Raw genomic sequence first — 20,180 nt, 5'->3', positions numbered from 1 at the left:
CTTCCTGAAAAGAATACCCAACCGGAGGAGGAAGCTATGTCCCTATGGAAGGCAGCGCTCTCGGCCGCTGCATTGCTTGCGCTCGGCGGCTTGGCGGTGCACGCGCAACAGAACTATCCAAACCGCTACATCACCATGGTCGTGCCCTTCGCGGCCGGGGGGCCAACCGACATCGTCGGCCGCATCGTCGCGGAGCACATGTCGCGCACGCTGGGCCAGCAGGTCGTGATCGAAAACACCGCGGGCGCAGCGGGGACGACCGGAGCGGCACGCGTCGCCAAGGCGGCGCCGGACGGTCACACCATTCTGGTCGGGCCGATGAGCACGATGAGCTTCTCGCCGGCACTCTATCCGAAGCTCACCTTCAATCCGCTGACGGATTTCGAACCGATCGGGATCGCCGCCTCCGCGCCGATCATGCTCGTTTCCAACAATGCGGTGCCGGCGACCAACCTCACCGAGTTCGCGGGCTACATGAAGACGAACCCGGCCAAGTTGACCAATGGCAATGCCGGCGTCGGCTCGACTTCGCACCTCGCCTGCCTGCTCCTCAACAACCGCGTCGGCGCCTCGGTCACCCTCGTGCCCTATCGCGGGACCGGACCGGCCCTGCAGGATGTCGTTTCGGGTCAGGTCGGCTATCTGTGTGACCAAGTGACGAGCCTGATGTCGCAGGTCAAAGCCAATGCCGTCAGGCCCCTCGCCGTGCTGGCTCCAACTCGCTCCCCGGTCCTGCCGGACGTACCCACGGCCACCGAGGCGGGCATGAGCGGCATCGATATGGTCGTGTGGAACGCGCTGTTTGCTCCGAAAGGGACGCCACCCGAGATCATCGAGAAGCTGAACGGCGCCCTGGTCAAGGCCATTACCGATCCCGCCTCGCGCGAGAAATTCCTGCAGCTGGGTGCCGAGCCGCCGCCGGAGAGCCTGCGCTCGCCACAGGCACTGCATCAGGTGCATGCCGCGGACGTCACGAAATGGGGCGAGGTCATCCGCTCGGCCAAAGTCACGATCGAATGACGCGATCCAGCTTGTCCGGGCTCCGCTTTCTTGTCACATGGCTTGGGAGACAGATCGAACCCGGGCCATTGTGACGACGTGCGCAAGAAGGATGCAGATAGCGTGACAGCGGCTGGAGAGGTCTCCGAAAAGCCTGTCCGCCGCCGCGATAGCGCAGCGACGCGCGCCCGCATCATGCGCGTCGCGGCTCGCGAATTCGCCAGCAAGGGCTACGAAGGAGCCGGCACCGACGAGATCGCGGCGAAGGCAGCGATCAACAAGCGGATGATCTACCACTATTTCTCGTCGAAGGAGCTGCTTTACCTGGCTGTCCTCGAGGACGCCTATCACAAGGCTCGTGTCGCCGAGCAGAAGCTCGAGCTCGACAGCCTGGAGCCGCTGGCCGCGCTGCAGCGCTTCGTCGAATTCAGCTTCGATTCCTTCGTGCGGGACCGGACCTTCATCAACCTGCTGGCAACGGAGAACCTGCAGAAGGCGAAGGTCCTGAAGAAGTCGGCGCATGTGAGCCGCTTCAACTCGCCGATCATCCAGGCGGTAGGCCGGATCATCGCGCGCGGCGAAGCCGCGGGCTCCATCCGCGCGGGCCTGGACCCCTTGCAGTTATGGATCACGATGATCGGGACTTGCTATTTCTTCTTCTCCAACATCTACACGCTTTCCGTCATCCTCGAGACTAAATTCGATGAGCCGGAGGTCCTGGAGGCCAGGCGCGCGCATGTCGTCGATTTCGTCTTGAACGCGGTGCGACCACACGCGGGCTGAATGCCCGTGATTATGGCCATCGGACCGAGAAGTGAAATCCACGCTTCGAGCAAATCCGATGTAATAACAAATAGATAGACTCCTGTTACCGCGTCCGGCAGGACGCGCGGTGTTCCAGGCGTCGTCTCAGACCGCCGATCTGTGCCGCGCGATGCAGGTCGGCAGGACCTCGTCCATCGGACGCGTCCACCAATCCGCCTCGGAGAAGATCTCGACCTCCGAGAAGCCGGCGAAGCCTTCGGCCTCGACAGCCTGGCGGATTTTGCGGATCTCGATGACGCCATCGCCCATCATGCCACGGTCGAGCAGAAGATCGCGCGTCGGCACCAGCCAGTCGCAGACATGGAAGGCGAGCAGCCGGGCAAGGCCCGCCCGTCTGATACCGGCATAGAGCTCCGGATCCCACCAGACGTGATAGACGTCGAGCGCGACGCCGAGCGCGCCGGTCTTCTCCGGATCGAGCCTGTCGCAGATGTCGAGCGCCTGACCGAGCGTGTTCACGCAGGCGCGGTCGGCCGCATACATCGGATGCAGAGGCTCGATGGCAAGCGGCATGCCGACGGACTTCGCATAATCCAGCAATTCGCCGATGCCGTCCTCGACCTGGGTGCGGGCGAGGGCGATATCGAGCGAGACGGCCGAGCCCGGCCGCGAATAATGCGGCAGGCCGCCGACGACGAGGACGAGGCAGGCGGCATCGAGCGTCGCAGCCTCGTCGACGGCGCGGCGGTTGTCGTCGCGCGCCTCCTGCCGCTTTGACGCATCGGCCGGGAACATGCCGCCGCGGCAATAGCCCGAGAGCTTGAAGCCGTGCCGCCGGACCGCAGCCTTGACCGCATCCAGCCCGACGGCAGCGACCTGGTCGCGCCAGGGCGAAATGGCGCGGATCCCATGCCTGGCGCAGGCCTCGGAGATCTGCAGCAGATCGCCCTGCTTGCGAATGGTTGCCGTGTTGATCGATAGCCAAGCGTGGTCACGCGAGAAATCCCGCATGGACTAGGCTCCGATACCGTAGGTCGCCATGACACGGCCCATGCGAGTTGCCGCCTGGTGCGGATCGTGGAACAGGCCGGCCTTGTCGGCGAGGCGGAAAAGCTCGGCCAAATGCAGCATCGAGCGGGTGCTCTCCTGACCGCCGAGCATGGTGAAGTGGTCCTGGTGCCCGTTCAGATAGGCGATGAAGACGATGCCGGTCTTGTAGAACCGCGTCGGCGCCTGGAAGATATGGCGCGAGAGCGGCACGGTCGGGCCGAAGGCAGCGTGAAAGCCGTCGAGGTCGCCATCGGTCAACGCCGCCAGGGCTGTCGCGGCAACGGGAGCGATCGCATCGAAGATGCCGAGCAGCGCGTGCGAGTGGCCTTGCTCGTCGCCGGCGATCAGCTCGGCGTAGTTGAAATCGTCGCCGGTATACATCAGCACCGACTTTTCCAGCCGGCGCCGCATTGCGACCTCCTTCTCCTTGTCGAGCAGGGAGATCTTGACGCCATCGACCTTGGCGGCATTTGCATTGATGACGCCGATGGCGACATCCATCGCGGCATCCAGGTCATGTGTACCCCAGTAGCCGCGGAGCGCAGGATCGAACATGTCGCCGAGCCAGTGGATGATCACCGGCTCCCGCGCCTGCGACAGGATGCGGTCATAGACCTTGACGTAGTCGTCCGGGCCCTTCGCGACGCGGGCGAGCGCCCGCGAGGCCATGAAGATGATGCGGCCGCCAACGGCCTCGATCGCCTCGAACTGCGTCTCATAGGCCTTGATGACATCGTCGATCGAGCGCGCCTCGGCCGGATCGAGATGATCGGTGCCGGCGCCCGAGAAGATCACGGCGCCGGACTTGCTGCGGGCCAGCGCGGTCGAGCGCTTGATCAGTTCGAGCGCCAGCGGCCAGTCGAGCCCCATGCCGCGCTGGGCGGTGTCCATCGCTTCGGCGAGGCCGAGCCCCAGGTCCCAGAGATACTCGCGATAGGCCAGCGTCTTGTCCCAGTCCGGCGCGGCCTTGAGCCAGGGATCGTTGTCGGCGAAGGGATCGGCGACCATATGCGCCGCCGCGAGCGCCAACCGGTTGAAAGGCTTGCCCGAGCGCGGCGCGCGCGGCATCGGCTCGCCGAGCGCGTAGAGCTCAGTAGTGCGGTCGGCCTTCGGCAGAGTGACCGTGGCCGTCAGGTGAGGCGTGTCGTGCATGGCGTTCGATCCTCGTACTTGCCAATCCGGCTTCAGCGCGCGGGTCAGAGCGTCAGCTTCGGCACGTCGATCCAGCGACGCTCCTTCCAGCTCTGCAGCGCGCATTCGACGAGCTGGACGCCCTTCGCGCCCTCGATCAGCGTATGCGGATAGGGCGTGTCCTCGACCACGTGGCGGATGAACATCTCCCACTGGGTCTTGAAGCCGTTGTCGTAGGTCGCGTTGTCCGGCATCGTCATCCAGGTTTTGCGGAAGTCGATGCTCTGCCGCTGATCGGGGTTCCAGACCGGGCGTGGCGTGGCGTGGCGTGGCTGGATGACGCAGTCGTGCAGGCCAGCCACGGCCGAGCCGAGTGTGCCGTCGACCTGGAAGGTGACGAGGTCGTCGCGATAGACACGCGTCACCCAGCTCATATTGATCTGAGCGATCACCCCACCCGCCAACTGGAACGTGGCATAGGCAGTATCGTCGGTGGTTGCCTTGTAACGTTTGCCGTTCTCGTCGACGCGCTCCGGGATGTCGGTCGTGCCCAGGCAGCTCACGGCCTCGACCTCACCGAACAGATTGTCCAGCACGTAGCGCCAGTGGCAGACCATATCGAGAATCATGCCGCCGCCATCTTCGGCGCGGTAGTTCCAGGACGGCCGCTGCGCCGCCTGCCAGTCACCTTCGAACACCCAATAGCCGAACTCGCCGCGAACGGAGAGCATCCGGCCGAAGAAGCCGGAATCGCGCAGCGAGCGCAGCTTCATCAGGCCGGGCAGGAAGAGCTTGTCCTGCACGGTGCCGGTCTTGACGCCCTTCTCCTTGGCGAAGCGGCAAATGCTCAGCGCCTCGTCGAGATTGGTTGCGATCGGCTTCTCGCAATAGATGTGCTTACCGGCGGCGACCGCCTTTTGCAGCAATGTCGGCCGCATCTGGGTCGTGGCCGCGTCGAAGAAGATCTCATTGCGCGGATCGACGATTGCAGCGTCGAGATCGGTACTCCAGCGCTCGATGCCATGTGCCTTGGCGAGACCCTCGACCTTCTCGGCGTTGCGACCGATCAAGATCGGGTCGAGCTGGACGCGCGATCCGTCGGAGAGCGGAACGCCTCCCTGAGCGCGGATCGCGACCACGGAGCGGATGAGATGCTGGTTCATCCCCATGCGGCCGGTCACGCCATTCATGACGATGCCGAGTGTCTTGGCTGGCACGAGCAGTCCTCCCTGACTCCATGCGCCTCCAGCTGTTGCCGGGGCAGTGTTTTATAACTCAATAGTTAGTTACTTAGGTCAGCGCGGCTGAGCTGTCAACGCTGCTCCCGGAGCGTGATGAGGATAATTGCCTGAGGTCTGGGCCGCGAAACCCGACGCTCGTCCATATGCCCAGGTGGGCCTCGGCAACGTTGCGAACGGATTAACGCTCCGCGCCCGCAAGCCATTGCTCCCAGGCGATCTGGGCGGTTGCTCCCATGCGCCTGAACGGTTCGGGCGGCAGCCAGTTTGGGCCACGCAATGCGAGGCGGTCGGTGAGGAGTGTGCTCTGGGAGCCGCATGCGAGCTCCGCCAGCAGCTTACCATGGATCGTTCCCCGCGTGACTCCAGCGCCACCGCATCCCACCGACGCGAACAGTCCCGGTCTGGCCTGCCCGAAATAGAAGGCGCCATTATGCGTCACGGCGGTCAAGCCACCCCAGACATGCTCGAATTCATGGGTCCTCATGCCCGGAAAACGGTCCCGATAGAGCCGCGCCAGCATCGCGCGGACCTTGTCGGGATCGAGCTCCCTCTCATAGGAGTCGCCGCTCCTGATGAGCAGGCGCCCCATGGTCTTCCGCAGCGTCGTGCCCATGCGATGGGCCGGCAGAGCACCCCATTGCGGCGCTTCGCCCAGCGGGCTCAGCTCAGCTTCGTCGAGCTGCGGCGTGAAGGCGCCGTAGGTGTAGATGCCGATCATCCGGTTGCGCGCGATTCCGAGCGACCGGGCATGCAGGTTGTTCGTCACGAAGAGCCGATCGGCGACGAACTCGCCGCGACTGGTCTGCAGCCGGAAGGGCGCTTCGCCGCTGAACGAGTTCACCGCGGTGTTCTCGAGAAGAGTGACCGCGTCAGGCAGGCTGTCCGCGAGACCGCGATGAAGCGCCGCCGGCTGGACGAGAGCCCGCGTCAGGGACTGGATTCCGTAGCGATAATAGCCCGTGCCGACAAGCCGCCGGAGCTCGTCGTGACGATACTCCTTCGACTCGATGGCCCAGGACTGGTAGCGGCTGCAGGTGGCGCGAACGGATTCCTCGCCGCGGGACGTGGCGGCGGCCGTGATGGCCGGCACGCTTTCCTGCCAGTCGCAATCGATCGAATAGATCTCGACCAGCTGCCGCAGCCAATCGAGACCCGCCTGAACCAGCGCGATCTGCCGAACCGCCCAATCCCCGGCGAAGCCGGCGGCATTGGCGCTCGGTTCCCCAGGATTGATCAGCAGGAAGCCGGAATTGCGACCCGAGGCGCCCTCTCCAATGGTCGCGGCGTCGAGAAGGAGCACCTCCTCGCCCGGAGCCAGTTCGGCCAGCCGGCGCGCAGCAGCCAACCCCGTATAGCCGGCGCCGACGACGACCGTGCGGAATCTTCGATCCTTCGGGGCCTGGTTCTTGGCGATGCGCTGCGGCAGCAAGGCATTCCAGCCCGACCGTGACTTATAGGCAGGAGCGACTTCCAAGCTTCTTACCTCACATCGTCACTCGAAATTGCGCCGCCGCGCGTCCGGTCCATGCCATGGATGGGTTTGCCGAGGGCGCGTCCCGGCCGCCGGACAAGGCTTCAATCCGGGGCAGCGCGTTCGCTTGCCAATCCCGGCACGGCTGCCAGGAGTTCGCGGGTATAGGCCGCTTCCGGCGCCTGGAAGACGCGCCTTGCCGGGCCGAGCTCGACGACCTTCCCGCGCTGCATCACGGCGATACGATCGCAGATATTGGAGGCGACGCGCAGGTCATGCGTCACGAAGATCATAGCGAAGCCGAGTCGCTTCTGCAGGTCCTCGAACAATCGCAGCACCTGCGCCTGCACCGAGACGTCGAGCGCCGAGACCGCTTCGTCCGCGACGATGATCGCCGGCTCCATGGCGAGCGCGCGTGCAATGCAGATGCGTTGGCGCTGACCGCCCGAGAACTCGTGCGGGAAACGGTCGAGCGCGTCGCGCCGCAGCCCGACGAGCTCCATCAGATCTTCGGCACGCGCGGTCGCCTGACGGCGCGAGAGCCCATGCTGGACCGGCCCCTCGATCAGCGACTGGCCGACCCCGCGGCGCGGATTGAGCGACTTGTAGGGATCCTGGAAGACCATCTGGATATGGCGGCGCATCTCACGCAGGGCCGACCCGGCCAATCCGGCGATATCCTGCCCCTTGAACAGGATGCGGCCTGAATCCGGCGTCTCGAAGCGCAGCAAGGTCTTGGCCAGGCTGGTCTTGCCCGATCCCGATTCCCCGACGACGCCGAGCGTCTCGCCTGCGGCAAGGCCGAAGGAGACGCTGTCGAGCGCGCGCGTCTCCCGCTTGCCGCCGAGAAAGCTCGTGTTGCGATAGGTCAGCGACAGGGCTTCCACCGCGAGCACCGGCGCTTCGGCCGCCTTCAGCCGAGGCCGGTATCGGAAGCGGGGCACGGCCTCGATCAGCGCGCGCGTATAGGGATGCTCCGGCGCCTTCAGCACCGTCTCCGGCGCGCCATGCTCGACGACCTCGCCCTGGCGCATCACCACGACATGGTCGGCGACATCGGCCACCACGCCGAAATCATGGGTGATCATTAGCACGCCGCTGTCGTGCTTGGTCAGCAGCTCGCGGAACAGGCGCAGGATCTGCGCCTGGGTGGTGACGTCAAGCGCCGTGGTCGGTTCGTCGGCGATGATCAGCGCCGGCTCCAGCGCCAGTGCCATCGCGATCATGACGCGCTGGCGCTGTCCGCCGGAAAGTTGATGCGGATAGGCCCGCGCCAGCCGCTCCGGCTCCGGCAGGTGCACATCGGCCATCAGCTCGAGCACGCGCGCCTGCCTCTGCTCGGTCGTCATCTGCGGGCGATGGAGCAGCAGGACCTCGGCAATCTGGTCGCCGGCGCGCATGACCGGGTTCAGCGCCGTCAGCGGCTCCTGGAAGATCATCGCCATGCGGTTGCCGCGCAGCTGACACAGCCGCGCCGGCGAGGCGGCGGCGATGTCCTCGCCCTCGAGCCGGATCGTGCCGCCGGTGATGCGCAGCACCGTCTCGGGCAGCAGCCGCATCACCGCCGCGGCCGTAACCGACTTGCCGGAGCCGGATTCGCCGACGACGCAGAGGATCTGCCGGCGATGGACGTCAAACGAGACGTCGCGCACCGCATGGCTGCGGTCGAGGCCCGCCGGCAGCGCGACGCTCAGATTCTCGATCCGCAGGATCGGCTCGGGCGCGCTCATGACGACACCTTGGCGGCACGGGACAGCCTGGGATCGAGCCGGTCGCGCAGCCCATCGCCGAGCAGGTTCACCGCCATCACCGTCACGGCCAGGAACAGGCCCGGTGCGATGATCGTCCAGGGCGCGCGTTGGAAGACGGCGCGGCCCTCGGCGAGCACATTGCCCCAGCTCGGGACGTCCGGCGGGAAGCCGACGCCGAGGAAGCCGAGCACGGCCTCGGACAGGATCGCCGCGGCGAACATGTAGGTCGTCTGCACAATCAGCGGCGCGATGCAGCTCGGCAGGATGTGACGTAGCAGCACCAGCATCGGCGGGATGCCGAGCCCCTCGGCGGCGCGGACATAGGATTCCTCGCGCACGCTGAGCACGACGCTGCGCACCAGCCGCGTCACGCGCGGAATCTCGGAAAAGGTGATCGCCGCGACGATGGTGACGATGCTCGGGCCGACGAGCGAGACGAGTGCCACCGCGAAGAGGATGCCCGGGATCGCCATGATGCCGTCCATGATCCGCATCACCACCGGATCGAGCCAGCGCAGATAGCCGGTCAGCAGACCGACCACGGTGCCGATGGCGGCGCCCGCCAGCGCCGCGAGCAGGCCGACGAGCAGCGAGATGCGCCCCCCGTGCAGGACCAGGGCGAAGACATCGCGCCCGAGCGCGTCCGTGCCGAACCAGAACTCTCCACCAGGCGGACGCAGCCTCAGGCGCGGGCGGATCAGGAAAGGGTCGTCGCCGGTAATCGTTCCGGCGGCCACCGCCGAAAGGGCGATGGCGAGCAGCAGCAAGGCGCTGAGCAGCGCGATGCGGTTTGCCAGGAGCGCTTCGAGAAGGCCGTCGCGCCGCGAGAGAAAGCTGCTCTGTCCGGTTGTCGACATGGCTGCTCTCAATAGCGGATGCGCGGATCGACGATCACATAGGCGATGTCGATCAGCAGGTTCACGCCGACATAGATCAGCGCGAAGAACAGCATCAGGCCCTGAACCACGGGGTAGTCGCGGGCGAGGATCGCGTCGATCGTCAGCCGGCCGACGCCGGGCAGGTTGAAGACGCTCTCGGTCACCACCACGCCGCTGATCAGCAGCGCGATGCCGAGGCCGATCACCGTGATGATCGGCACGGCGGCATTCGGCAGGGCGTGGCGCCAGAGCACGCGGCGCTCGACATTGCCCTTGGCGCGGGCCGTGCGGACGAAGTCCTCGCCCAGGACCTCGAGCAAGCTGGAGCGCGTGACGCGCGAGATCAGCGCCATGAAGACGAGCGCGAGCGTCAGGGAGGGCAGGACCAGGTGCCGCAGCGCGGCGAGCGGGTCCTCGAAGGGGCTGACATAGCCTTGCACCGGAAAGATGTCCGCCTTGACCGAGAGGAACAGGATCAGGATGTAGCCGATCACGAAGGCCGGCACGGAGAAGCCGACGACCGACAGCATCATCACGGCGCGGTCGATCCAGCTGTTATGGCGCCAGGCGGCGATGGCCCCGAGCGGCACCGCGACCACGACCGTGATCAGGATCGCGCTCAGCGCCAGGACGAGCGTCGGCTCCAGCCTGTCGATGATCAGGTTGAGCACCGGGATCTTCGACAGGACCGAGAGGCCGAGGTCGCCGCGCGCGATCGCGGTGAGCCAGGCGAAGTATTGCACGGTCAGCGGCCGGTCGAGCCCCATCTCCGAGCGGATGCGCGCGAGCGCCTCCGGCCCGGCGGTCTCACCGGCGATGATCAGCGCAGGATCGCCAGGGCTGAGCCGCAAAAGCAGGAAGACGATGGTGGCGACGACGAGCATCACCGGCACCGCCATCGCGATCCTGAGGGCGATCAACCGAAGCATCAGGCTTTGCTCACGCCCCATGCGACCATCACGGCGGATGGCACATAGTCGGAGACGTTGGCGCGGAAGGCCTCGTAGTCGAAATAGGTGCCGAGCGGGATGTAGAAGACCAGCTCATAGGCGCGCTTCTGCATCTCCTCGACGATCGCCTTCTGCTTGGCCGGATCGGTCTCGCGCTGGTAGCGCCCCTTGAGCGCCTCGGTTTCGGGATCGTCGACGAAGCCGGTATAGGCCCCCTTGCCGCGCGCGTCGAAGTTCAGGTTGCCCAGCGGCGAGATCAGGTCGACCCGGTCGAAGACGGCATGGGCCAGGTTCCAGCCGCCTTCCGCGACGGGATCGGGCTTGGCGCGCCGCGCCAGGAAGGCGCTCCATTCCATGGTCTGGATCTCGGACGGCATGCCGATCTGGCGAAGAAGCTGCTGGGTCAGCGGCGCCAACGGTGCGAAGGAGGCGACGTCGCCGGGGGTGATGATGACGACCTTCTCGCCCTTGTAGCCGGCCTCCTGCAGCAGCGCCTTGGCCCTGGCGATGTTCGGCTTACCGGTGTCGGGAAAGCCGACATTGGTCTCGAGCGGCGTGCCGCACCCGAAGAAGGCCGGGCAGATCTGATAGGAGTCCGGATCGCCGATGGCGGTGTCCATATAGTCCTGCTGCGTGACCACCGCCTGCACGGCCTGGCGGATCTTCAGCTTGTCGAAGGGCGGCTGCGCCCAGTTGAAGCGGATGGTCGAGGCGCTCGGCCCGGCCTTGCGCCTGACCACGACATCCTTGTTGTCCTGGAGCAGGGAGCGCTGGTCGGCGTTCAGGCTCTCGAGCAGGTCGATCTCGCCCTTGGCCAGCGCGTTGATCGCGGTCTGCTTGCTCGGGAACCAGACCACCTCGACGCGGTCGACCTTGACGAGCTTGCCGCCGGCGAGTCCGCTCGGCAGCTCGTCGCGCGGAACGTATTTTTCGTTACGCTCATAGGCCCAGCTGACGCCCGGGCGGAACTCGGACGGCAGGAAGCGGAATGGGCCGGAGCCGACGACCTCTTCCAGCACCTTGTCGGCCGGCAGCTCGGCGATGCGCTTGGGCATCACGAAGAGCGGGATCGAGCTGGGACGCGCGAAAGCTTCCAGCATCGGACCGAAAGGCTCCTTCAGCGAGATGCGAAACGACTTGGCATCGAGCGCCTCCATGCCCGCCGTCACGGCGGCGAGACGCAGGCCGATGACGTCCTTCTTGGCCCAGCGCGCGATCGAGGCGATGCAGTCGACCGCGGTGACGGGTTGCCCGTCATGGAAGGCAAGTCCCTCGCGCAAGGTGAAGGTATAGGCCTGCTTGTCGGCGCTGACGGACCATTCCTTCACCATCTGGGGCTGCGGCCGATACTGCGCATCGACCGCGAACAGCGTGTCGTAGACCATAAAGGCATGGTTGCGGGTGATGTAGGCATTGGTCGCGACCGGGTCGAGCACGCGCAGGGCGGCGTGCGGCGCCAGCCGCAACGTCTTCTTTGCTTGCGCCCTTGCGGGGCTCATCGTGGCGAAGAGCGCACCGGCAGACAGCGCCAGGGCGTCGCGTCGGTTGATCAGCATAGCTCCGTTCCCTTTTGTCAGGCGGGCTTTGCGCCCGCTTCGTCGGTGACGAGCGTTTCGCTCAGTAGCTGCGACCCCTCCGGGGATCGGGCCAGAAGGAGGTGCCTTCCCGCGCCGCGCCGCCGCCAACTCCCATCGGGACGCCATCCGCACGCCAGCAGGCCGCGCCGGTCATGGCGCCGTCGGGCTCGAAGCCGATGATCCCCATGCCGCCGGCGACATGGTCGACCGGTGCGACGCGGTGGCCGAGCCCGGCCAGCCGCGCGCGCACTGCCTCGGGCACACTGCGCTCGATCTCGGCTTCCTGTCCCCAGGTGAAGACGCGCGGGGCCTCGGCCGCCTCTTGCGGGCTCATGCCGTGGTCGACGAGGTTGAGGACGGCCTGCATTGCCGAGGCCGGGATGCGGTGTGCGCCGGGCAGGCCGAGCGCGAAGAGCGGGCAACCGTCACGCTTGCCGATCAGCGCGGTGATGCCGCTGGTGATGCGCTTGCCTGGCTGCAGCGAGAGCGCCTTTCCCGGATGCGGGTCGAACAGGTACATGTAGTTGTTCGGGATGATCCCGGTGCCCGGGATCATGATCCGCGCGCCAAACAGGCTGTTGATCGTCTGGGTCGAGGTGACGATGTTGCCCTCGTCATCGGCGATCGTGACATGGGTCGTGTTGGCGGACTCGTTGGAGAGAATGCCGGCCTCGAACGCCTTGGCGCGGCCGCGATCGATCTCCGGCCGGCGCAGTGCAGCATAGTCCTTCGAGATCAGCCGCGCGGTCGGCACGTCGACGAAATCGGGATCGGCCGTGACGGCGCGCCTGTCGGCGGCAGCGATCTTCAGCGCCTCGAGCACGAGATGCAGTGTCTCGGCCGTGCCGAAGCCGAGCTGCCCGATATCATAGGCTTCGAGCAGATTGAGGATCTGCAGCGTCTGGACGCCGCCTGAACAGGGCGGCGGCGGCCCGACGATCTCGACGCCGCGGTAAAGCCCGCGCACCGGCTCGCGCTCGATCGTCCGGTAGGTGACGAGATCCTCGACGCGCAGGAAGGAGCCGACCTCCTCGAGATAGGCGGCAATGCGCTTGCCCAGCTCACCGCCATAGACGGCTCCCGGCCCCTCGGCCGCGATCCGCCGCAGCGTTTCGGCATAGTCCGTCTGGACCAGCAGATCGCCGGCCTTCAGGGGCTCCCCGCCCGGCAGGAACACCGCGGCGATCGCCGTGTCGAGCGCCAGGTCCGGGGCGATCTCCCGGATGCAGGTCGCCAGATAGGGCGAGAGCCGGAAGCCGCGCCCGGCATGGCGGATCGCCGGCTCGACCAGGTCGCGCAGCGGCAGGCGGCCGAAGCGTTCCGCCGCCTCGCACCAGGCCTTGAGCGTGCCGGGCACCGCGACTGCCTTCGGGCCGACGCGGTTGGCGCGGCCCCTGGTCTCCATATAGTCGGGCCATTCGTCCGAGATCGGCGTGAAGCTGTCCGGGCGCGCCGCCGCCGGCGCGGTCGAAAGGCCGTCCAGCACCAGCTCGCGCCCGTCCGCCAGCCGGATCAGCGCCGCGCCGCCGCCGAGGATGCCGACCATCATCGGCTCGACCACGGTCAGCGTGAACAGGGCCGAGACCGTGGCGTCGATGGCGTTGCCGCCGGCCGCCAGCATCTCCACCGCCGCGGCCGACGCCAGCGGGTGGTTGGTCACCGCCATGCCGCGATGGGCCGCAACAGCCATCTTTTCGCAGGAGAAGGGGCTGCCCGCCCGGTCGCGCCAATCCATCGCCTCATCCGACCTCGAGGATCGTCAAGTATCGGCGCGGAACATCAAATCAGTCCAATACGCATTCCTGGCATTTTCGATAGCTTGAAGTTATCAGGAGACGCCAACCGACGCCGCAACGCGCCGGGCGTGGGCCGCGAAGGCCCGCGCCACCGGCGAGGGCTCGTTGCGGCGGTAGGCGACAGCGAGCTCCGCCAGCACCGGCTCGCCGGCAATGGCGCGGTAACGCAGTCCGGGAACCTGGATGCTCTGCAGCGACTGCGGCACCAGGGCGACGCCGAGGCCGACGGCAACCATGCTCGCAATGGTGACGAAGTCGCGCCCCTGCGGTCCCAGCCGCGGAAAGAAGCCGGCAGCGCGGCAGGCGGAGGTCGTATGCTCTTGGAAGCTGACGCCTGCGGGATGGCGCGGCGTGATGAAGATATCGCCGTTGAGCGCCGAGAGCGGTACGCGCTCCCGCTTCGCGAGGACATGGCTCTGCGGCAGGGCGAGCATGATCTCCTCGAACAGGATCGGCGTCGAGACGATGCCCAGCGGCAGGGGAACGGGCGGGCGGATGAAGCCGATATCGAGCTTGCCCTGGTCGAGCTGGTCGAGCTGCTGCAGCATCTCCATTTCCGAGATATCGAGCTCGACCTCCGGATAGGCGTTGCGGAACTCCCCGACCATCGTTGTCAGCGCACCGGTATAGGCGGCCGAGCCGACATAGCCGATGGCGATGCGCCCGACCTCGCCGCGCCCGGCCCGGCGCGCCACCAACAATGCCGTCTCGGCCTGCTGCAGCGCCTTGCGCGCTTCTGCCAAGAAGAGCTCGCCCGCGAGCGTCAGCTTCACCGAGCGGCGCGTGCGGTCGAAGAGTGGCGTTCCGACGATCCCCTCGAGGTTCTTGATCTGCTGACTGAGGCCCGGCTGGGCGATGCGCAGCTTTTCCGCCGCGCGCCCATAGTTCAGCTCCTCCGCCGTGGCGAGAAAGTAGCGCAGGTGACGCAGTTCGAGATGGGCACTGCTGGGGCGGCGGCCAGGCGCCATGACAGCCTCGTAAGAAGTGTGGATTCTTAAAATCGACCACCCTCCATATTGGACTGATATGAAAGCGGCCAGCAATATCGTCCGGAGCAGCCGGCCGGCGTAGCGGGTATCGGCGGCATTCTCGACGAGTTGCGAATGGACGATCCTGGCCTGCCATCCCGCGGCATTCCCCATAGCGCCCATTGGGGCAGCTTCTTCGCTCGCCGCGACGGCGAGCGGCTGGTGGTGATGCCGCACCCGGAGGATCCGGCCCCCTCGCCGATCCTCGGTAACTTCACCGACGTCCTGGACCACAAGGCCCGCATCCGCCGGCCGATGGTCCGCCGCGGCTGGCTCGAAGCGAGCCCCGGCCCGCGCGAACGCGATTTCCGCGACGATCTTGTGGCGATCGGCTGGGACGAGGTGCTGGATCGCCTCGCCGCCGAGATCAGCCGCGTCCGCGAGAATTTTGGCCCGCAGGCGATCTATGGCGGCTCCTATGGCTGGGCGAGCGCCGGGCGTTTCCACCATGCCCAGAGCCAGATCCATCGCTTCCTGAACCTCGCCTGCGGCGGCTATGTCCGTTCGGTCAACAGCTACAGCGCCGGCGCCTCCTCGGTGATCCTTCCCCATGTGCTCGGGCCGTTCGAGGCCCTGTCGCGGCGCAACGTCACCTGGGAGCAGATCGCCGAGCACAGCGATTTCGTGCTCGCCTTCGGCGGCATGCCGCTGAAGAACTCGATGATCGCCAGCGGCGGCATCACCCGCCATGTCGAGCCCGACGCGATGGCACGCGCCGCCGCGCGCGGCTGCGCGTTCTGGTCGGTCAGTCCGCTGCGTGACGACATGCCGGGGGAAGCGCGCCCGCGCTGGCTGCCGATCCGGCCAAGCAGCGACGTCGCACTGATGCTCGCGCTCGCGCACACCCTGCTTGCCGAGGGGCTGCACGACCGCGTCTTTCTCGACCACTATTGCGTCGGTTTCGATAGATTTGCCGGCTATCTGTCCGGTGCCTCCGACGGCGCCGTCAAGAGCGCGGAATGGGCGGCCGCGATCACCGGCATCGACGCCGCAACGATCCGCGACATCGCCGGCAAGCTCGTCGCCGGGCGCAGCCTCATCACCGTGGCGCATGCCTTGCAGCGCGCGCAATATGGCGAGCAGCCGGTCTGGATGGCCGCGGTCCTGGCTGCGATGGTCGGCCAGATCGGCCTGCCCGGAGGGGGGTACAATTACGCGCTCGGCGCGATGGGGCATACCGGGCGCCGCGTCAATGCCGTGCCGATCCCGACCATGCCGCAGGGCAGCAACGGCGTGAAGTCCTTCATCCCGGTCGCCCGCATCACCGACATGCTGCTGAACCCGGGCGCGCCGTTCGATTACAATGGCGAGACGCTGGCCTATCCGGAGATTCGGCTGGTCTACTGGGCCGGCGGCAACCCGTTCCATCACCACCAGGACCTCAACCGGCTGCGCCGCGCCTTCTCGCGGGTCGACACCATCATTTGCCACGAGAGCGCCTGGACCCCGATGGCGCGCTTCGCCGATATCGTGCTGCCCGCCACCATGTCGCTGGAGCGCGACGATATCGGCGCCGCCGCCACGGACCCGCGGCTGATCGCGATGAAGCGCGTTGCGGAACCGATCGGCGAGGCGCGCAACGATTTCGAGATCTTCCGCGGCCTCGCCCGGCGTATGGGCTGCGAGGACGCCTTCACCGAGGGGCGCACGCCCGCGCATTGGCTGGAGCATCTCTACGAGCCGACGCGCAGCGCGCTGGCGGCGCAGGGCTGGCCGGCGCCGTCATTCGCGGAGTTCTGGGAGCAGGGCGAAATCCCGCTGCCATCCGCGCCGGATGATGGCGGCCTGCTGCGCGCCTTTCGCGAGGATCCCGAGCGCAATGCCCTGCCGACCCCGAGCGGCAGGATCGAGATTGTCTCGCGGACCATCGGCGGCTTCGGCTACGACGATTGCCCGGAGCACCCGGTCTGGCTGCCGGCCACCGAGCAGCCGGATGCCGACGCGCCGCTCATCCTCATCGCCAACCAGCCCGCGACGCGGCTGCACAGCCAGCTCGATTTCGGCGCCTATAGCCAGTCAGCCAAGCTGCACGGTCGCGAGGTCGTGCGGCTGAACCCGCAGGATGCCGCGGCGCGCGGCATCGCCGATGGCAACCTCGTGCGCATCTTCAATGCGCGCGGCGCCTGCCTGGCTGCCGCCCGGATCAGCGAGGGCGTGATGCCCGGCGTCGCCAACCTCTCGACCGGTGCCTGGTACGACCCGGTCGAGGACGGCAGCAGCCAGCCGCTCTGCGGCCACGGCAATCCCAATGTCGTGACGCGCGACATCGGCACCTCGCGGCTGGCGCAGGGCAGCTGCGGCCAGGTGACGACGGTGCAATGCGCGCGCTTCGACGGCGAGGCGCCGCCTTTGCGCGCCTACGACCCGCCGCGCGACGCGGGTGGCCCGCGATGACTGGCCCCCTGTCCGGCATCCGGATCCTCGACATGACCTCCGTGCTCATGGGTCCCTATGCGACCTCGATCCTCGGCGACATGGGCGCCGACGTCATCAAGCTGGAATCGCTGGAAGGCGACCTCATTCGCCAGGTCGGGCCGGGCCGCAGCGATGCGATGGGCGGCATGTTCATGCATGCCAACCGCTCCAAGCGGAGCATCGCGGTCGACCTCAAGAAGCCGGCAGGCCGGGACATTGCCTTGAACCTTGCCCGGACGGCCGATGTGCTCGTCTACAATCTGCGGCCGCAGGCGATGGAGCGGCTCGGTCTGGGCTATGAGGCCGTGGCGCGGGCGCGGGCCGACATCGTCTATGTCGGCACTTTCGGCTTCGGTCAGGATGGACCCTATGCCGCGAAGCCGGCCTATGACGATCTCGTCCAGGGACTCTGCGCCGTGCCGGCCCTGGTCGCCGAGGCCGGCGACGGGACGCCCCGCTACGCGCCGATCAACATCGCCGACCGCGTGGTCGGGCTGCATGCGCTCGCCGCCATCCTCGCCGCCTTGCGCCATCGCGACAGGACGGGAGCGGGCCAGCGCATCGACGTGCCGATGTTCGAGACGATGGCGAGCTTCGTCCTCGGCGACCATCTCGGCGGGCTGAGCTACGAGCCGCCGCTGGACGAGGGCGGCTATGCGCGCCTGCTCGCGCTGGAGCGCCGGCCCTTCCGGACTGCCGACGGCTTCCTCTGCGCGGTGATCTACACAGATCGGCACTGGCAGCGCTTCATCGAGATCGCCGGGCGGGACGACTGGCACGGCGATCCGCGCTTCGCCAGCCATGCCAGCCGCACGCGTCATATGGCGGCGATCATGAAGGGTGTCGCCGAGACCTTCCTCGGCCGGTCGACGACCGAGTGGGAAGGCCTGCTCGGCGCGGCGGATATTCCGCATGCGCGGATGCATACGCTCGCCTCCTTGCTCGAGGATCCGCATCTGGTCGCGGTCGGTTTCTTCCCCGTGTCGGAGCACCCTTCGGAAGGGGCGGTCCGGACCATGCGGGTTCCCTCTCGCTGGAGCAGTAGTCAGCCAGAACCTGGCGGGCCGGCCCCGCGCCTGGGTGAGCACAGCCGCGAAGTGCTAGGCGAAGTCGGCTACTCCACGGATGAGATCCACCAGTTGATCACGGCGGGTGCTATAGCCGCCTGCGATTGCGGCGATTGATGAACAGGCGGACTGCCGGCGCCGCTGTGCGCCACTTGCGCACATCGCGAGGTTGCCCGGAGGCGGACATTGCGCACTCCGGCACCAGGGAGTCTGCAACCGACCCACCGCCCTCTATCGGATTGCCGCGGCCGAGCGAGGGACCAGGCGGGTTGAGGCGCTTAACCAATGCGTACATTAGAGATCGTATAAACTACTGTTTTCATTGACATTTTAATGCCTGACACTCATTAGCAACTTGCGCCGCTCGGCGCTGTGCAGTGGGGGTCGATGTCTGACGAGGCGCTCAGCGTCGCCGCTCTTTACGCAACCGAGCAGGACAGGCTTCGGCGGCGGCTGATCGGGCGTGGGCTCAGCGCGCAGCAGGCGGCCGATGCCGTGCAGGAGCTGTTCCTGCGCCTGCTCAGGGCGCCCCGTGCTGATGTTCGCGATCCGAGTGCCTATCTCAGCCGCGCGGCCGACAGCATCGCGGTCGATCATTGGCGCCGGGAGCAGCGGACGAATCTCCTATTCGAGAGCGAACCGCCGGATGCGCTGCTGATCGCCGATCCGACGCCATCCAGCGAAGCGCGGCTCGTCGAACAAGAGACGATCCAGGATCTGGAGCAGGCTCTCTCAACGTTGCCGCCGCGCTGCCGCGAGGTGCTGCTGTTGCACAAGTTCGAGGAGCTCAGCTATGCCGAGATCGCGCTGCGCCTTGGCATCTCGCGCAACACCGTCATGGTGCATCTCGCCAACGCCATGAACCTGCTGCGGCGGCATATGCGCGAGAAAAATCGGCTGGGCGCTAATTAGTTTTCCGCGCGAGATCGTCTAAAGAACAGGCCAGCCCGGCGGGCCGAGAGATGGAGCTTTGGCGCGCGATGCATCTGCGACAACCGGCACTGTGGCTCGGTCTGGCGCGCTGATGGACACAGGCCCCAATACCGTCGATGACGACGCCGTCGCCTGGTTCGTCAGGCTGCGGGACGAGGAGTCCTCCGAGGCGGACCGGGCTGCCTTTGCCGCCTGGCTGAAGGCCAGCCCCGCGCATGAGCGGGCCTGGCGCGAGCTCGAGGCCGTCTGGGGAGCGCTGGCTGCGGTCGTTGTGCCTAAGCCGGCGGCTGCACCGAACGTCGTCACGAACAACCTTGCCCTACGCAGGCGCCGGCCGCCATGGCGGCCGCTGGCCGTCGCCGCGATGCTTCTTCTGGCCGTGACCGCGGCCTGGCGCTTGCTGCCGGCCGGGTTGCTCGCAGATCATCGCACCGGCATCGGCGAGCGCCGCGTCGTCGCGCTGGCGGACGGGACACGGATCGAGCTTGGCCCGGCGAGCGCGATCGATGTCGACCTCTCGGATGCCCGACGCGCCATCACGCTGGTCGCGGGCGAGGCCTTCTTCACGGTGGCCCGGGACGGAGCCCGGCCTTTCGTGGTCAGTGCCGGCCAGGGCCAGGTCGCGGTGCTTGGAACGGCCTTCGACGTCAAGATCGGCCAAAGCGAGACCGTCTCGGTCGTCGTCACCGAGAGCAAGGTCGCAGTCAGTGCGGCGGGAAGCAGAGCCGTCGGCGTCAGTGCGGGCCAGGAGGTCAGCTACGACCGAAACGGCGTTTCAGCCGTTCGCCCGGCTGATCTCGACGCGGCTCAGGCCTGGCGGCAGGACCAACTCGTCTTTCACGACGCGCCGCTCGATACCGTGCTGAGCGAGCTGCGGCGCTATCGCGGCGGCACCATCCAACTGCTCGGCGGTGAGCTTGGCAAGCGGCGAATCACCGCCGTATTCGACGCCAGGCGCCCAGACGCGGCGCTCGAGACCATCGCCCATAATCTCGACCTGCGCCTTCTGCGCGCAACCAACTATTTCGCCGCGCTCGTCGCCTGGTGAGAAAAAATCGGCCGGCGGCTTAATTAGTTTTCCCCCCGCGAGCGTCTTCCCCAACAGGGGAACGCCAGAACGGCGCTTCG

At 66.9% G+C, this 20,180-nt stretch carries 16 protein-coding genes; 6 read left to right on the top strand and 10 right to left on the bottom strand.

Annotated features, from left to right (window positions below):
- The first annotated feature begins 36 nt into the window (after positions 1 to 36).
- Both ACSQ24_RS25840 and ACSQ24_RS25835 read left to right on the top strand, forming a co-directional pair.
- A complete protein-coding gene (locus tag ACSQ24_RS25840; protein ID WP_436097456.1) occupies positions 37 to 1,020 on the top strand; it encodes a Bug family tripartite tricarboxylate transporter substrate binding protein in 984 nt (327 codons plus the stop codon).
- A 102-nt stretch (positions 1,021 to 1,122) separates the two neighbouring features.
- Positions 1,123 to 1,782, top strand: coding sequence for a TetR/AcrR family transcriptional regulator (locus ACSQ24_RS25835; protein ID WP_436097455.1), 660 nt, complete (start codon positions 1,123 to 1,125; stop codon positions 1,780 to 1,782).
- Between the two features lie 126 nt (positions 1,783 to 1,908).
- Here the strand turns inward: ACSQ24_RS25835 and ACSQ24_RS25830 are convergent, their stop codons facing one another.
- The 10 genes from ACSQ24_RS25830 to ACSQ24_RS25785 form a co-directional block, all read right to left on the bottom strand.
- Positions 1,909 to 2,775 (bottom strand): sugar phosphate isomerase/epimerase family protein, encoded by an 867-nt coding sequence (locus ACSQ24_RS25830; RefSeq protein WP_436097454.1) that lies wholly within the window; start codon positions 2,773 to 2,775, stop codon positions 1,909 to 1,911.
- A 3-nt stretch (positions 2,776 to 2,778) separates the two neighbouring features.
- Entirely contained in the window at positions 2,779 to 3,966 is a 1,188-nt protein-coding gene (locus ACSQ24_RS25825) for a dihydrodipicolinate synthase family protein (RefSeq protein ID WP_436097453.1), read from the bottom strand.
- Between the two features lie 44 nt (positions 3,967 to 4,010).
- The gene (locus tag ACSQ24_RS25820) at positions 4,011 to 5,135 is read right to left on the bottom strand and encodes a Gfo/Idh/MocA family protein (RefSeq protein WP_436097971.1); all 1,125 of its coding nucleotides are present in this window, start codon (positions 5,133 to 5,135) and stop codon (positions 4,011 to 4,013) included.
- Between the two features lie 229 nt (positions 5,136 to 5,364).
- Entirely contained in the window at positions 5,365 to 6,660 is a 1,296-nt protein-coding gene (locus tag ACSQ24_RS25815) for an NAD(P)/FAD-dependent oxidoreductase (protein WP_436097452.1), read from the bottom strand.
- Between the two features lie 101 nt (positions 6,661 to 6,761).
- Positions 6,762 to 8,387 carry a dipeptide ABC transporter ATP-binding protein gene (locus ACSQ24_RS25810; protein WP_436097451.1) on the bottom strand — a complete coding sequence of 542 codons (1,626 nt, stop codon included), beginning with the start codon at positions 8,385 to 8,387 and terminating at the stop codon, positions 6,762 to 6,764.
- A complete protein-coding gene (locus ACSQ24_RS25805) occupies positions 8,384 to 9,265 on the bottom strand; it encodes an ABC transporter permease (RefSeq protein WP_436097450.1) in 882 nt (293 codons plus the stop codon). Before ACSQ24_RS25805 ends, ACSQ24_RS25810 begins: the two co-directional genes overlap by 4 nt.
- 8 nt (positions 9,266 to 9,273) lie before the next feature.
- Positions 9,274 to 10,215 (bottom strand): ABC transporter permease, encoded by a 942-nt coding sequence (locus ACSQ24_RS25800; protein ID WP_436097449.1) that lies wholly within the window; start codon positions 10,213 to 10,215, stop codon positions 9,274 to 9,276.
- The gene (locus ACSQ24_RS25795; protein ID WP_436097448.1) at positions 10,215 to 11,792 is read right to left on the bottom strand and encodes an ABC transporter substrate-binding protein; all 1,578 of its coding nucleotides are present in this window, start codon (positions 11,790 to 11,792) and stop codon (positions 10,215 to 10,217) included. Before ACSQ24_RS25795 ends, ACSQ24_RS25800 begins: the two co-directional genes overlap by 1 nt.
- A 61-nt stretch (positions 11,793 to 11,853) precedes the next feature.
- The gene (gene ggt / locus ACSQ24_RS25790) at positions 11,854 to 13,548 is read right to left on the bottom strand and encodes a gamma-glutamyltransferase (RefSeq protein ID WP_436097447.1); all 1,695 of its coding nucleotides are present in this window, start codon (positions 13,546 to 13,548) and stop codon (positions 11,854 to 11,856) included.
- A 93-nt stretch (positions 13,549 to 13,641) separates the two neighbouring features.
- On the bottom strand, positions 13,642 to 14,577 hold the full coding sequence (locus ACSQ24_RS25785) for a LysR substrate-binding domain-containing protein (protein ID WP_436097446.1): 936 nt from the start codon (positions 14,575 to 14,577) through the stop codon (positions 13,642 to 13,644).
- A gap of 135 nt (positions 14,578 to 14,712) precedes the next feature.
- Here ACSQ24_RS25785 and ACSQ24_RS25780 point away from each other — a divergent pair, with 135 nt between their 5' ends.
- The 4 genes from ACSQ24_RS25780 (at position 14,713) to ACSQ24_RS25765 (ending at position 20,100) form a co-directional block, all read left to right on the top strand.
- Positions 14,713 to 17,031, top strand: a complete 2,319-nt coding sequence (locus ACSQ24_RS25780) for a molybdopterin guanine dinucleotide-containing S/N-oxide reductase (RefSeq protein WP_436097445.1) — start codon at positions 14,713 to 14,715, stop codon at positions 17,029 to 17,031.
- Positions 17,028 to 18,236: a CaiB/BaiF CoA transferase family protein gene (locus ACSQ24_RS25775; protein ID WP_436097444.1), complete on the top strand. Its 1,209-nt coding sequence runs from the start codon at positions 17,028 to 17,030 to the stop codon at positions 18,234 to 18,236. Before ACSQ24_RS25780 ends, ACSQ24_RS25775 begins: the two co-directional genes overlap by 4 nt.
- A 270-nt stretch (positions 18,237 to 18,506) precedes the next feature.
- Complete coding sequence (locus ACSQ24_RS25770) at positions 18,507 to 19,031, top strand: RNA polymerase sigma factor (RefSeq protein WP_436097443.1); 525 nt, start codon at positions 18,507 to 18,509, stop codon at positions 19,029 to 19,031.
- A 112-nt stretch (positions 19,032 to 19,143) separates the two neighbouring features.
- Positions 19,144 to 20,100, top strand: coding sequence for a FecR family protein (locus tag ACSQ24_RS25765; RefSeq protein ID WP_436097442.1), 957 nt, complete (start codon positions 19,144 to 19,146; stop codon positions 20,098 to 20,100).
- The last annotated feature ends 80 nt before the right edge of the window (positions 20,101 to 20,180 follow it).

This window comes from Allobosea sp. LjRoot237 (assembly GCF_964253285.1).
In the GTDB taxonomy this organism is placed as follows: domain Bacteria; phylum Pseudomonadota; class Alphaproteobacteria; order Rhizobiales; family Beijerinckiaceae; genus Allobosea.
The sequence above is the reverse complement of the archived record's forward strand: the minus strand, read 5'-3'. Positions and strand labels throughout refer to the sequence as shown.

Bases quoted from the DNA above. Each gene is read 5' to 3' on its own strand.
- ACSQ24_RS25840 (WP_436097456.1), top strand. From the start codon at position 37: ATGTCCCTATGGAAGGCAGCGCTCTCGGCCGCTGCATTGCTTGCGCTC.
- ACSQ24_RS25830 (WP_436097454.1), bottom strand. From the start codon at position 2,775: ATGCGGGATTTCTCGCGTGACCACGCTTGGCTATCGATCAACACGGCA.
- ACSQ24_RS25825 (WP_436097453.1), bottom strand. From the start codon at position 3,966: ATGCACGACACGCCTCACCTGACGGCCACGGTCACTCTGCCGAAGGCC.
- ACSQ24_RS25820 (WP_436097971.1), bottom strand. From the start codon at position 5,135: ATGAATGGCGTGACCGGCCGCATGGGGATGAACCAGCATCTCATCCGC.
- ACSQ24_RS25810 (WP_436097451.1), bottom strand. From the start codon at position 8,387: ATGAGCGCGCCCGAGCCGATCCTGCGGATCGAGAATCTGAGCGTCGCG.
- ACSQ24_RS25805 (WP_436097450.1), bottom strand. From the start codon at position 9,265: ATGTCGACAACCGGACAGAGCAGCTTTCTCTCGCGGCGCGACGGCCTT.
- ACSQ24_RS25800 (WP_436097449.1), bottom strand. From the start codon at position 10,215: ATGCTTCGGTTGATCGCCCTCAGGATCGCGATGGCGGTGCCGGTGATG.
- ACSQ24_RS25795 (WP_436097448.1), bottom strand. From the start codon at position 11,792: ATGCTGATCAACCGACGCGACGCCCTGGCGCTGTCTGCCGGTGCGCTC.
- ggt (WP_436097447.1), bottom strand. From the start codon at position 13,548: ATGGATTGGCGCGACCGGGCGGGCAGCCCCTTCTCCTGCGAAAAGATG.
- ACSQ24_RS25785 (WP_436097446.1), bottom strand. From the start codon at position 14,577: ATGGCGCCTGGCCGCCGCCCCAGCAGTGCCCATCTCGAACTGCGTCAC.
- ACSQ24_RS25780 (WP_436097445.1), top strand. From the start codon at position 14,713: ATGGACGATCCTGGCCTGCCATCCCGCGGCATTCCCCATAGCGCCCAT.
- ACSQ24_RS25775 (WP_436097444.1), top strand. From the start codon at position 17,028: ATGACTGGCCCCCTGTCCGGCATCCGGATCCTCGACATGACCTCCGTG.
- ACSQ24_RS25770 (WP_436097443.1), top strand. From the start codon at position 18,507: ATGTCTGACGAGGCGCTCAGCGTCGCCGCTCTTTACGCAACCGAGCAG.
- ACSQ24_RS25765 (WP_436097442.1), top strand. From the start codon at position 19,144: ATGGACACAGGCCCCAATACCGTCGATGACGACGCCGTCGCCTGGTTC.